This is a genomic window from Stenotrophomonas sp. TWI169, from assembly GCF_039674705.1.
GTDB classification, from domain to species: Bacteria; Pseudomonadota; Gammaproteobacteria; order Xanthomonadales; family Xanthomonadaceae; genus Stenotrophomonas; species Stenotrophomonas maltophilia_P.
In genome coordinates this window covers 67,685-80,523 of record NZ_JBDJOB010000003.1, presented here as the reverse complement: position 1 = coordinate 80,523, position 12,839 = coordinate 67,685, and the positions used below count along the sequence as shown (strand labels likewise).

The 12,839-nt window shown below is 68.8% G+C and carries 12 protein-coding genes; 6 read left to right on the top strand and 6 right to left on the bottom strand.

What is annotated here, in order from left to right; genetic code table 11:
- Nucleotides 1-52 precede the first annotated feature (52 nt).
- From ABE543_RS03445 to ABE543_RS03425, 5 genes are all read right to left on the bottom strand, one after another.
- On the bottom strand, nt 53-985 hold the full coding sequence (locus ABE543_RS03445) for an RDD family protein (protein WP_197571982.1): 933 nt from the start codon (nt 983-985) through the stop codon (nt 53-55).
- Nucleotides 986-1,033: 48 nt separating this feature from the next.
- A complete protein-coding gene (locus tag ABE543_RS03440; RefSeq protein ID WP_346475314.1) occupies nt 1,034-1,771 on the bottom strand; it encodes a pilin in 738 nt (245 codons plus the stop codon).
- A 39-nt stretch (nt 1,772-1,810) separates the two neighbouring features.
- Nucleotides 1,811-2,284, bottom strand: a complete 474-nt coding sequence (locus ABE543_RS03435) for a DUF494 family protein (RefSeq protein ID WP_053517108.1) — start codon at nt 2,282-2,284, stop codon at nt 1,811-1,813.
- A gap of 43 nt (nt 2,285-2,327) precedes the next feature.
- On the bottom strand, nt 2,328-3,455 hold the full coding sequence (gene dprA, locus ABE543_RS03430) for a DNA-processing protein DprA (protein WP_164151334.1): 1,128 nt from the start codon (nt 3,453-3,455) through the stop codon (nt 2,328-2,330).
- A 79-nt stretch (nt 3,456-3,534) separates the two neighbouring features.
- The gene (locus ABE543_RS03425) at nt 3,535-4,665 is read right to left on the bottom strand and encodes a LysM peptidoglycan-binding domain-containing protein (RefSeq protein ID WP_053517112.1); all 1,131 of its coding nucleotides are present in this window, start codon (nt 4,663-4,665) and stop codon (nt 3,535-3,537) included.
- Between the two features lie 126 nt (nt 4,666-4,791).
- Here ABE543_RS03425 and def point away from each other — a divergent pair, with 126 nt between their 5' ends.
- The 5 genes from def to ABE543_RS03400 all read left to right on the top strand — a co-directional run bounded on the left by def (nt 4,792) and on the right by ABE543_RS03400 (nt 10,828).
- A complete protein-coding gene (gene def, locus ABE543_RS03420) occupies nt 4,792-5,304 on the top strand; it encodes a peptide deformylase (protein WP_053517114.1) in 513 nt (170 codons plus the stop codon).
- A 121-nt stretch (nt 5,305-5,425) separates the two neighbouring features.
- Nucleotides 5,426-6,349 (top strand): methionyl-tRNA formyltransferase, encoded by a 924-nt coding sequence (gene fmt, locus ABE543_RS03415; protein ID WP_262218956.1) that lies wholly within the window; start codon nt 5,426-5,428, stop codon nt 6,347-6,349.
- Between the two features lie 3 nt (nt 6,350-6,352).
- Nucleotides 6,353-7,684, top strand: a complete 1,332-nt coding sequence (gene rsmB / locus ABE543_RS03410) for a 16S rRNA (cytosine(967)-C(5))-methyltransferase RsmB (protein WP_346475313.1) — start codon at nt 6,353-6,355, stop codon at nt 7,682-7,684.
- Nucleotides 7,685-7,706: 22 nt separating this feature from the next.
- Nucleotides 7,707-9,419: a glycosyltransferase family 39 protein gene (locus ABE543_RS03405; protein WP_346475312.1), complete on the top strand. Its 1,713-nt coding sequence runs from the start codon at nt 7,707-7,709 to the stop codon at nt 9,417-9,419.
- A gap of 164 nt (nt 9,420-9,583) precedes the next feature.
- The gene (locus ABE543_RS03400; RefSeq protein ID WP_229765804.1) at nt 9,584-10,828 is read left to right on the top strand and encodes an O-antigen ligase; all 1,245 of its coding nucleotides are present in this window, start codon (nt 9,584-9,586) and stop codon (nt 10,826-10,828) included.
- 140 nt (nt 10,829-10,968) lie between these two features.
- Here ABE543_RS03400 and ABE543_RS03395 read toward each other — a convergent pair whose 3' ends face one another.
- Entirely contained in the window at nt 10,969-11,775 is an 807-nt protein-coding gene (locus ABE543_RS03395; RefSeq protein ID WP_053517120.1) for a glycosyltransferase family 2 protein, read from the bottom strand.
- On the opposite strand from ABE543_RS03395, the gene ABE543_RS03390 reads away from it, so the two are divergent.
- Nucleotides 11,774-12,832 carry a CDP-glycerol glycerophosphotransferase family protein gene (locus ABE543_RS03390; RefSeq protein WP_197600810.1) on the top strand — a complete coding sequence of 353 codons (1,059 nt, stop codon included), beginning with the start codon at nt 11,774-11,776 and terminating at the stop codon, nt 12,830-12,832. The genes ABE543_RS03395 and ABE543_RS03390 overlap by 2 nt on opposite strands.
- Nucleotides 12,833-12,839 lie beyond the last annotated feature (7 nt).

The following is a 12,839-nucleotide window of genomic DNA, read 5'->3' as shown; positions in this document are numbered from 1 at the left end:
GGAATCACGCCCGGACGCTCCATGTCAAGCGCCCAGGCGTGAGGATGGCCGGTCAGGAGGCCATCTTGGCGATGAATCCGATGGCCGCCACCATCAGGACCAGGCCGGCCAGGGCCAGCAGGGCGGTGATGACCAGGACGGCGATGGTGACCACGCCCAGCTCGCGGCGTTGCAGCTGCGGCTGGTCGGTGAAGGCCCAGCGGTCCACCACCAGGGTGTCGCACATCATGTCGTGCAGGCCCTGCTTGCGCTCGGTGAACGCGGCCATCAGGTAGCCGATGCACAGGATCAGGCCGCTCAGCACGGCGGCCCAGTAGCGTCCGAAGGCACGTCCCACGGTCAGCCGGTCACCGTTGCTGCGCACGACCTTGATGCCGACGGCCATCTTGCCCAGGGTGGCACCGCCGCGCGAGGCGTGGAACCAGGTGTAGTACACCATGGAGATCACCAGGTTGAGCAGGCCGCTGACCAGCTGGCCCATGATCTCGATGGCCGACTCGCCGCTGCCGGCGGCCCCCATGCCCGCACCCAGTGCCAGGGCGGAAATGACGCCGATGATCGTGCCGGGGATGAGCAGCACGAAGTAGTCGATCACATAGGCAGCCACGCGCTTCCAGAAGCCTGCGTACACCACTTCGCCGCCCATCACCGGCAGTGCGTGGCCGGCCATGGCTGCGGTGCCCGGCGCGCTGTAGGGCGAACTGCTGAGCGCGCCGGTGCCGGGCAGCGGCGCCGTGCCGTTGTCGATGGCCTGGTAGTCGCTGCGCAGGTCGAAGCCGCCACTGTCAGCGGCCGTGGTGGCGCTGGCCAGGGTCTGCAGGCCGAGCTCGTCGACCACCTGCCGCAGCGCGGCCCATTGCGCCATGCCCTCGCGCCAGACCAGCGTATCCAGTGTCAGCTGGCCGCGCTGGAAGCGCTGGCGGATGTCCTCGACCGGCAGCGGTCCCTGGCGTTGCTGTCCTTCGGCGAAATACCACTCAGTCATTGTGTGTCCCTCCTGGGTCGTCCTTGCTTGGGGTGTAGTGCCGATGGCTCAGCCGCGGCACTGCTGCGGCAGATACTTGTCGTTGCTTTCGCCGCTGCATTCCCAGCGGCCGCTGTCGCGGTCGTATTCCAGCCACAGCAGATCGCCATCGATGGTCTTGCCGGGCGCGGCCAGCGTGGCTTCGATACCGCAATGACCGTTGTTGAAGCGGCCGACGTGGACCGCTGACAGGCCTGCGGCGGAGAAGTCCCCCGGCGCCGGGAAACCGGCATCGTTGGCACCCGGGCACCGGCCTTCCTCATCGGCGAAATGCTGCACCTGGTCCTTCAGCGGTTGCAGTGCGGTCAGCGACGTGGCGACCTTGGAGCGCAGGGTGTAGTCGTTGTAGGCAGGCAGCGCGATGGCCGCCAGGATCGCCACGATGGGTACCACCACCAGCAGCAGTGCCCCGCCGATGATGGCGGTCAGGGCGCAGCCGGACAGGCCCTTCTTCGGTGGCGTCAACGCGGCCGCGGGCGCACTGTGGGCATAGGGGGTTGCCGCCGGCAGTACCGGAGGCTGCGGGGCAGGGGGCTGCAGCCCGGGGTCGTCGCGGGCTGCATCGACGGCCGGCACGATCAGGCCGAGCTCATCCACCACGCTGCGCAATGGCTGCCATTGCGGCAGGCCATCGCGCCACACCAGGGTGTCCAGGCTGATCTGATTGTTGCGGAACAGCTCGACAAGCTGTTCTGCCGGCAGCGGGCCTTGCTGCCGGTTGCCTTCTGCATGGAACCACTCGCTCACGGGGCACGCTCCTGAATGCGCTATGCCCCAAGTGTACGGTCAGTGCAGGGGTTCTGGCTCGTCCATGAACATCTGCGTTTCCATCCAGGCGTAAGCCGCCTCGGCGCCGGGCTGGTTGAACAGCACCATCAGCACGACCCATTTCAGATCGTCCAGGTCCAGTTCGTCCTGGTCCAACGCCATCGCCCGGTCCAGCACCAGCTCGCGCTGGTCGGCATCGAGGATGCCGTGCTGCTCCAGGTACAGCAGGAAACCGCGGCATTCCACGTCCAGCTTGTCCAGCTCGGGCCCGTGATAGATGCGCACCGGGCCATCGACCCGCGCCTGGGCCACACTCGGACGCTGTGCCGCCAGGGCATCGAGCCAGTCGAATGCCTTGTTGATCTCGGTAGGGCTGAATCCGGCCTGGATCAGGCCGTTCTGGAGCGAATCGCGGTCACGGATCAGGTCCGCATCTTCGCTGAAATAGTGTTCAAACAGGTACAGCAGTACATCCAGGATGCTCTCTTTCATTGCCCCTCGGCCTGCGTCGCGCGACGCTGTGGAGGTGAAGAAACTAGGGAGTTCGACAGTAGCGGCCGTGTACGCAGACCACGATTCCCGCAAGTTCCATGGCCAGCAGCATGGAGGACACCTGCGGCGCCGTCAATCCACAGCGCGTGATCAGTGAATCCATACTGATTGGGTCAAGGTCCAGGGCCTGCCACAACCGCTGGTAGTCAGGGTCGCCGACCCAGCGTGCCGGCAGGTCGGCTGGCACTGCCTGTTCAGTGGGGGTGGCCAGCCGCGATTGCAAGGCCGGCAGCTGCTGGCGCAGGGCCGGGGCCAGCAGCTCCAGCACGTCCTCGGGCCGTTCCACCAGGGCGGCTCCCTCGCGGATCAGGCGGTGGCAGCCGGCTGCCCGCGGATTGAGCACCGAGCCGGGCACGGCGCATACCTCGCGACCGGCCTCGGCGGCCAGGCGCGCCGTGATCAGGGCGCCGGACCGGTGCGCCGCCTCGATCACCACGGTGGCCAGGGCCAGCCCGGCCACCAGCCGGTTGCGCGCCGGAAAGTGGCCGGGACGGGCAGCCGTACCGGGCAGGTACTCGCTGAGCACGGCACCCTCGGCGCCGATCCGGGCCTGCAGTGGCGCATGGTGGTCCGGATAGGCACGGTCGGGGCCCGTTCCGATGACGGCAACGGTACTGCCGCCGGCGTCCAGCACCGCAAGGTGGGCGGCCGCATCGATACCGGCCGCCAGCCCACTGGCGACCGCCAGTCCGGCTTCGGCGAAGCTGCCGGCAAAACGCGCCGCCAGTGCCCGACCGGCCGGTGTGGGTGAGCGGCTGCCAACCACCGCCACCGCCGGGCGCCAGGCCAGGCCGGGGTCGCCGGCCACGAACAGCGCCAGCGGCGGGTTGGGGACCTCCGGCAGCAGGGGCGGGAAGGCCGGGTCGGTAACGGCCAGCAGGTGATGGTGGTCGTCCTGCAGCCAGTGCAGGGCGGCTTTCGACCGCTGCGCATCGGGGCGTTCCAGTGCCGCGCACTGTTCCGGGGTGCAGCCATGGGCGCGCCAGCCGGCCACGCCCAGCGCAAGGGCCGCTTCGGCGCTGCCCGCGCCCTGCAGCAGTGCCCGCCGCGGCGCCAGCGCGCCTCCCGCCATCACCAGGCGCACCAGCGCCTCATCTGCCTGCTTGGTCATCCCCCCACTATCGACCGCAGACAACAAAGGCGCCCTAGGGCGCCTTCGCGTGCGGCTGTCAGGGATGTTCCCGGCAACCCTACTTCGTGTCCGGATGCAGCGCGCTGTAGCCCACTCGTACAGGCTTCACGCCCTGCATCACCAGCGCATAGCTGACGTTGTCGAAGGTGCGGAACACCATCGCATGCGCGGCGTACTCGTCGGGCAGCGAGACCCGGCCGGCGCCGGTACTGAGCGAATCATCCATGCGCGAGGACCCCGGGTACTTCATCCGGTGCGCGACGTGGCGGCCCGGCCGCCACAGCGAGAACACGGTGCCGTTGTCCACGCCCTGCGCGCGGCCCGCCGAAATGGCGATCACATCGCGTGGCCCGCCAACGCTGAACATGTCGGTCACCGCGAGCACACGCACGTCCACGCCCTCGACGCCCGCCGCCGGCACATGCGGGACGAACTGCAGGTCGTAGGGCCTTGCCTCGACCGGCACCAGCCGGTCGCCGGCGCGGACTTCACGCCCGCCGCTGTTCTTGTCCAGCACCAGGGTGGACGCCTCGACCTTGCCGCCGGCAACCTGGGTGATGGTGCCCGTCCCGACCTGCATCAGCTCGTAGCCCAGCATCTGGTGCGCACGTCGCGTCGGCGCGTTGTAGGCCCGCCACAGGTTGCCGCTGCCGGGGGTGACCTCGCCATTGGCGGTCAGGTCCTCGGTGGGCTTGGGCACGCCATAGCGCACGGTCGGGCGGACCACGGCCCAGCGCTGCCCGACCTGGGCATCGGCCAGGCGCACGTACACGGCTTCGCCACTGCTGGCGCGCAGGCGGTCTTCTTCCAGGCCCGCCACGTAGGGCAGGTGGTCGATGCGGTCGACCACGCTCAGCTGCTTCAGGAACGGCTCGACCTGGGCCAGCGGAATGGCATCGATCGGGGCCTCCTGGCGGGGCCCGGGCTGGGCCGTCACACGGTCCAGGTAGGCCAGGCTCAGCACGTCACCCGGATAGATCAGGTGCGGATTGGCGATCTGCGGGTTGGCCTGCCAGATCTCCGGCCACAGCCAGGGCTTCTGCAGGAAACGCGCGGCGATATCCCACAGCGTGTCCCCTTTTCGGACCACATAGGTATCCGGGTGCCCGCCATTCACTTCCACGGCGGTAGCATAGGCAGCCACGGTCAGCATCGCCGCGGCGACGACCGTACGAAAACGAAGCAACATAGGTGTGAAGCCCTGATTCCCCAACAGGTCCGCGCACTATAGTCCAGAAACCGGGGCGCAAGGCAAGCGTTGCAGCTAGAATCTGCGACGTATGCCGGCGTGCCGGCCCCCTATCCGGAAACTGCCATGGCCCTCCTCCCGATTCTTGAGTTCCCCGATCCGCGCCTGCGTACCAAGGCCGCGTTGATCGACGCCGCCGAAGTGACCACGCCGGCCTTCCAGGAACTGGTCGACAACATGTTCCAGACCATGTACGACGCGCCGGGCATCGGCCTGGCCGCCACCCAGGTGGACGTGCACAAGCGCTTCATGGTCATCGATGTCAGCGAAGAGAAGAACCAGCCGCTGGTGTTCATCAACCCGGAGATCGTCGCCAAGGACGGGGGCCGGGTGTACCAGGAAGGGTGCCTGTCGGTGCCGGGCATCTTCGCCGACGTGACCCGTGCCGACACCATCACCGTGAAGTTCCTTGACCGCAATGGCCAGGAACAGCAGATGGAGGCTGGCGAAGTGCTGGCCACCTGCATCCAGCACGAGATGGATCACCTGGACGGCAAGCTGTTCATCGATTATCTGTCGCCGCTCAAGCGCGAGATGGTCCGCAAGAAGCTGGCCAAGCAGCGCAAGCACGTGGCGTGATCGCCGCTCCGGGCCGCCCGCAGGGGTGGCCCGTGCCCGCGCGCAGCGCGCGGGCTGTACGGCGCCGGCCGACGGCGCCGTTTTCTTTCCTGCACGAATCCATCCTGCAAGTGGGGTAGCCATGAGGATTGTCTTTGCCGGTACGCCGGAATTCGCGGTGTCATCGCTGCGCGCAGCGGCGCGCCACCACGAGGTCGTGGCCGTCTACACCCAGCCTGACCGTCCGTCAGGCCGTGGTCGCGGCCTGGCCCCCTCGCCGGTGAAGCTCGAGGCGGTGGCCCGCGGCATTCCGGTGTACCAGCCCGAATCGCTGAAGGACGAAGCGGCCCAGCAGCAGCTGCGTGACCTGAAGCCGGACCTGATGGTGGTGGTGGCTTACGGCCTGATCCTGCCCAAGGCCGTGCTGGCCATCCCGACCTACGGGTGCTGGAACGTGCACGCTTCGCTGCTGCCGCGCTGGCGCGGTGCGGCGCCGATCCAGCGCGCGATCCAGGCCGGTGACGAGACCACGGGCGTGTGCCTGATGCAGATGGAAGCCGGACTGGATACCGGCCCGGTGCTGCTGCACCAGGCGCTGCCGATCGCGGCCACCGATACCGGTGGCCAGCTGCACGACAAGCTGGCCGAGCTGGGTGCGCAGGTGTTGTCCGATGGCCTGGGACTGCTGCGCGCCGGCATCAAGCCGATCGCGCGGCCGCAGCCGGAGCAGGGCGTGACCTACGCACACAAGCTGGACAAGGCCGAAGCGAAGCTGGACTGGACGCAGGATGCAGCGGTGCTGGCGCGGACCGTACGCGCGTTCAACCCGTGGCCTGTCGCCGAAGCAACGCTGGCCGGCGAGCGCGTGCGCATCCATGGCGCCGTGGCGCAGGCGGTGGAGCACGGCCAGGCACCGGGAACGGTACTTGCTGCCGGCCGCGAAGGCATCGACATTGCCTGCGGCCAGGGCGCGCTGCGCCTGCGCGTGCTGCAGCGCGAAGGTGGCAAGGCGATCACTGCCGCCGATTACCTCAACGCCCGTCGCGACCTGCGCGTGGGAGCGTAAGCGGTGACGAAACAGAATGACTTCTCCATCGCCAGGGCGGCGCCGGGTGCAGCCACCCGCATGCTGGCCGCACGCGTGCTGGCCCAGGTGTTCACCCGTGGCCGTTCGCTGAAGGCGGAACTGGCGTGGGCCCTGCCGAAGCTGGCCGACAGCCGTGATCGGGCGTTGCTGGAAGCGCTGTGTTTTGCCGTGCTGCGCCGTCGCAGTACCTATGACGCGGCATTGCAGGCGTGGATGCAGAAGCCGCTCTCGGCGCGCGATGCAGACCTGCGCACGCTGTTGATGGTCGGCTTCGCCCAGCTGGACGTACTGGAACTGCCGGCGCACGCGGCCCTGTCGGCCACCGTCGACGCAGCGCGTGCGCTGGGCCGTGAGCGCCAGGCGGGCCTGGTCAATGCCATCCTGCGCCGCGCCCAGCGTGAGGGATTCCCGGAACAGCCGGCCCGCGATGCATTTCCGGCCTGGCTGGTCGAGGCCATCGAGCGCGACTGGCCGGCGCAGGCCGAGGCGATCTTCAGTGCCAGCCTGCAGCCTGCGCCGCTGTGGCTGCGCGCCAACCGCCAGCACGGTGGCCGCGAGAAAGTCCTGGCCGTGCTGGCCGAAGCCGGTATCGTCGCCGAGCCGAGTCCGCTCAGTGCGGACGCGTTGCGGCTGGCGACGCCGGTCGCTGTCAACCAGCTGCCCGGCTTCGCCGAGGGCGCGCTCTCGGTGCAGGATCTGTCCGCGCAGTGCGCGGCCGATGCGCTGGCGCCGGCCGCCGGGGCGCGGGTACTGGATGCCTGCGCCGCACCGGGCGGCAAGTCGGCGCACCTGCTGGAGCGTGATCCCAGCCTGCGCCTGCTGGCGCTGGACATCGACGCCCGTCGCCTGGCGCGTGCCCGTGACACGTACGCGCGCACGGGTGTCGGTGAGGGCGCACAGACCCTGGCGGCAGACGCCAGCGATCCTGGCGCGTGGTGGGATGGCACGCCGTTCGATGCGATCCTGCTCGATGCGCCCTGTTCGGCCACGGGCGTGATCCGCCGCCAGCCGGATGTGATGTTCCACCGCCGCGCCGAGGACATCGATGCGCTGGTCGGCGTTCAGGCCCGGCTGCTGGAGGCATGCTGGTCGATGCTGCGCCCCGGTGGCGTCCTGCTGTATGCCACGTGCTCGATCCTGCGTGCGGAGAACATCGAGCAGATCCGCGCGTTCCTGAAGTGGCACCCGGATGCGGTGGCGCAGCCGTTGGACGAGGCGTTCGGGCTGGATTGCGAAGGCATTGCACGCCAACGACTGCCCGGTGACAGCGATGCTGACGGATTCTTCTACGCGCGTCTGCTAAAAGCGGTGTGAATCCGCTGCCGTTCAAGTCCTCATGCTGAAAACCCGCGCGTCGCGAGAGACGTGGTTGTTCGTGGTGATGGCCCTGCTGGTGCTGGGGGCTGGACTCGGCCTGCGCGATCCCTGGCCGTCGGATGAGCCGCGCTTCGCGCTCGTCGCCAAGCAGATGGTGGACAGCGGTCACTGGTTGTTCCCGCATCGCGGCCTGGAGCTGTACTCGGACAAGCCGCCGATGCTGATGTGGTGGCAGGCCACGCTCTATCACCTGATCCGCGATTGGCGGCTGGCGTTCCTGCTGCCCTCGCTGATCGCCGCGCTGGGCACGTTGTGGTGCGTGGTCGATCTCGGCGGTCGGCTGTGGACGCGACGCGTCGGCCTGTACGCAGGCTGGGCACTGCTGTTCGCACTGCAGTTCACCTTCCAGGCGAAGAAGGCACAGATCGATCCGCTGGTGGTGCTGTTCATCACCCTGGCCAATTACGGGCTGCTGCGCCACCTGCTGCTGGGCCCGGCATGGCGCTGGTGGTGGCTGGGCTGGTTCTTCGCCGGGATCGGCGTCATCACCAAGGGCGTGGGCGTGATCGCCCTGCTGATGCTCGTTCCGGCCGTGATCGGCTCGGCGCTGCGGTGGAACGGTGTGCGCCTGCATGCGCGCGACCTGCGCTTCTGGCTGGCGCCGCTGGCGTTCCTGCTGGCCGTGGCGCTGTGGCTGCTGCCGATGGTGCTGGCGGCGCTGGCGACCGGGCTGGACGAGTACCGCGCCTACATGGACGACATCCTGTTCCAGCAGACCGCAGGGCGTTATGCCCAGTCCTGGGACCACCACCAGCCGTGGTGGTACTTCCTGGCGATCATGCCGTCGATGTGGGTTCCCGCGTTCCTGGCACTGCCGTGGGCGATTCCGGCCTGGCGCCGCCGGCTGCAGCGACGCGACGCGCGCTACCTGCTTCTGCTGGGGTGGTGGTTGCTGATCGTGCTGTTCTTCTCGATTCCCGAGGGCAAGCGCGATGTGTACATTCTCCCTGCGCTGCCGATGTTCTGCTTGGCCCTGGCGCCGCTGCTGCCCGGCCTTCTGCGCCGTCGCGACGTGCAGGCACTGCTGGGGCTGTTCACGCTGGCCCTGGCCCTCGGCACGCTGCTGGCAGGCGCACTGGCATTGCTGGGCGAGCCGGGATTTGAGTCGAGGCTGGAGCACGAACGTGGTCTGGCACCGGGCGTGATGGATGCGTTGGCCTGGGCGGCGCTGGCGATGGGCGCCTGCGGTGTGGCCAGCCTGTTGCTGTCTGGCCGTGGCCGGCGTCATCTGGCCATGGTGTCGACCCTGGCCACGGTGTGGGTGCTGTACAGCCTGGTGGGCTACCCGCTGTTGAACGATTCGGGTTCGGCGCGGGGCCTGATGCGCCATGTGGGGGAGCGCATCGGCCCGCAGGCCGAGTTGGGCCTGGTGGCCTGGAAGGAACAGAACCTGCTGATGGCCGATCGACCGGCGGCCACGTTCGGCTTCAACACCCCCTGGGATGAACAGCTGCAGGCGGCGACGCGCTGGCAGCGGCTGGTGCCGGCGCGGCGCTGGCTGCTGGTGCAGGAGGACGCCCTGTTGCCGTGCGTGGACCGCGACCGGGCCGAACCGGCGGGCGTGGCCAATCGTCGCCGCTGGTGGCTGGTGCCGGCGGAGGCGGTGATCGCGCCCTGCCAGGCCAGCGATCGCGAGCGCGAACGTGAACGGCGTTTGCAGGAACGGGGATAACGACCTGTGTCCACGCTTGTCCAGACTGCCCAACAGGCGACAAAGGCAGTAAAACAGCACACTGGGAGTGGCCGTTGTGGCCGCCCCCGTTCTTCCCGCACACCCGCAGCGAAACTTCCGACGTGCCAGCTCCACCGGACAACCTGAACCCCGCGGCCGGCGACCTGCCGGGTGCCCCCGTCGGCGGTCGGCAGCGCACGGCGCACTGGCTGGCGCAGATCGGTCTGTTCTGCCTTCCGGCGCTGGTGCTTACCGTGCCGATCAACCTGCTTCCGTATGGCCTGTTGCTGCTGGCCAGCACGCTGCTGGCGCCGGAACTGCTGTGGCGCGCCCGGCACATGGGCGGGCAGCCGGTGAAGGTGCTGACCTGGCTGATGCTCGCGGTGCTGGCGCTGGGCCTGCTGTCGGTGCTGCTGTTCGAGCAGGGGCTGCGCGATGTCGACAACCGCTCGCGCTTCGTGGTGATCCCCTGGATCGCCCTGTGGGTCTGCGCGTTGCGCCCGGACCTGCGCTGGCTCTGGCGTGGCGCGCTGGCCGGGCTGCTGGTCACCTTCGCGATGTCGCTGTGGCAGGTACTGCAGGGGGCTCCGCGTGCGGAGCTGTTCACCAATGCCATCGTGCTGGCCGACATCGTGATGGTGCTGATGGTGCTGCTGGTGTTCTGCCGACCTTCGCGACGCTGGTCGCTGGTGATCGTCGGCATGGCGGCCGGCTGTGGAACCATCGTGTTGACCGGCAGCCGTGGCGTGTTCGCGGCGTTGCTGGCTCTGCTGGTGGTGCTGGCGCTGAGCCTGCGCTGGCGGACCGGCACCGCCCGCCTGTCGGTGCTGGCAGGCATGCTGGCGATTGGCGCCACCCTGCTGCTGTCGGTGCCCGAGCTGCGTCACCAGGTGCGGCTGAGCGAGCTGCACAGCGACATGCAGCGCATGGAGCAGGGCGACAGCGACTCTTCCGCCGGTGCCCGCGTGGAGCGTCTGCAGGTTGCCTGGGATACCTTCCTGGACCACCCGCTGGTCGGTGTCGGAATCGGCCACTTCGATGACGCGATGCAGCGTGTGCCGGTCTGCCGCGAGAACCCGGACGAACAGCGCTGCCACCTTGGCCATGCCCATAACGACGTAGCCGAATGGGCCGCCACCCAGGGCATGCCCGGCCTGCTGCTGCTGCTGGCGGTGTATGGCGTTCCGCTGTGGGTGTTCGTGCGCCTGCATCGGCGCAGCGGGCGCAGTACGTTCCGCGGGCCTGCCGCGGCCGGGATCATGATCGTGACCACGTACGTGCTGTGCGGGCTGACCCAGTCGATGTTCGCGCACCAGATGACGGCCAGCTTCTACGTCACCATCGTCGGCCTGCTGGCCGGGTTGTCGATCCTGGAAGGTGCCCGCCACCGCGGGGCCAACGCGGGTTGACGCCCCGCCGCCGGGCATGGCCCGGCGCTACCCCTGCACCGCCATGCCCGGCGCACGCAGGTGCACGGGAGCGGCAACGCCGGGCCATGTCCGACGGATCAGGTGCACGGGAGCGGTAGCGCCGGGCCATGCCCGGCGGATCAGGGCTGCGGCGGGTCGGCCACCGCCTGACCGTTGCCGAGCATCCACAGCATGATGGTCTTTTGCCGCACGTAGTTGGCACGCACGTAGGCATAGACCAGGCCGTGCCAACCATCGCGGAAACCGCCGCGGAAAATGAATCCCCGCCAGAAGCGCCAGGCCGGTGCAAGCACCAGCTTGCCCAGGGTGGCGCGCTTGCCGCGTGCGAACTCGTGCTCGGCCATCATCCGCGCGTACTTCTCGGTCTTGGCCAGTTGCTGCTGCAGCGAGCGGTAGGGGTAGTGGATGAGGTCGCCGCGCAGGGTGCCGACGCTGCCATCGACGCTGGCGGCCTCGTGGATCTCACGGGTGCCGCGCCAGCCGCCGCGGCGGCGGTCGAACAGGCGCATCACCCGGTCCGGATAGGCGTTGCCGTGGCGCAGGAAGCGGCCGAAATACTCTGAAAGGCGGGCGAAGCGGTAGCCCGCGTGGCCGCTGAATCCCCCCTCGCGGGCCTGTTCGATGGAGGCGCGCAGTTCCGGGCTGATGCGCTCGTCGGCATCCAGGCACACCACCCAGTCATGTGCTGCCTGCTCGACGCAGAACGCCTTCTGGCTGCGGAAGCCATCGAACGGCCGCTGCAGCACGCGGGCACCGGCGGCCTCGGCGATGGCCACGGTGGCGTCGCTGGAATACGAGTCCACCACGATGATCTCGTCGCAGAAGGCCAGCGAGGCCAGGCAGTCGCCGATGCGGCCGGCCTCGTTGAACGCGATAATGCACGCCGAGATGCGAGGCCGTTCGATGGGAGCGGTCGTGGAGGACATGATGGCCGGGTACCTGTTGTTTGCGACGGAGCGCTATGCGCTGCCTATTCTCGCCCCGTTGGCGCAGGCCTTGCACGCGTCCGGGCAGGAGGTGGCTGCCTGGTTCGAAGGTGGCGCCGCCGGCAGCCAGTTGCCGGGCGTGCCCGTGATCGGCCTGAAGCAGGCCCTGGCGATGCGCCCGCGCGCGGTGTACAGCGCGGCCAACTGGGTGCCGACGTTCCTGTCCGGTGCCAAGGTGCAGCTGTTCCATGGCTTCAACGTGGAGAAGCGCGACAGCGCACGTGGCCATTTCCGGGTACGCGGGATGTTCGACCTGTACTGCACCCAGGGCCCGGCCACCACCGCGCCGTTCCGCGACATCGCCGCCCTGCAGGGTCACTTCGCGGTGGCCGAGACCGGCTGGCCGAAGCTGGACCCGCTGTTCCGCGACGATGGTGGCGAAAGCGCCGCGCTGCGCGCAGCGGCGGGCGGTCGTCCGGTGATCCTGTTCGGCTCGACCTTCACCGAGCGGCTCAGCGCCGCCCCGCACCTGCATGCGCAGATCGCTGCCGACATCGCGGTCGGGGAACGCTACTGGCTGCTGACCCTGCACCCGAAGTGCCCGCCGGAGCTGTTCGAGCGTTACCGTGCGCTGGCCGGCGCCAATGCCCGCTTCATCGAACCGGAGCAGGTCATGGCCGCACAGCGCGCCGCTGATGTGCTGGTGTCCGATACGTCTTCGATCGTTTCGGAGTTCATCGTCCAGCACAAGCCGGTGGTGACCTTCCGCAACCGCGTCCCGAAACCGCACATGATCGATTTCGACGTGCCGGCGCAGCTGCCCGTCATGCTGCAGCGCGCGCTGCACCCGGATGCCGCCCTGCAGGCGGAGATCGTGCGCTATGCCGACGCGATCCATCCGTACCGTGACGGCCGCTCCAGTGAGCGGGTGATTGCCGCAACCGAGGATTTCCTGTCCGGCGAGATGGGCGCGCTGCGCCGCAAACCCTTCGGCAGCTGGATGCGTGACCTGCAGATCCGTAGGGATCTGGGCTACTGGGGGCCATCACAGCGGTGATCGGGGG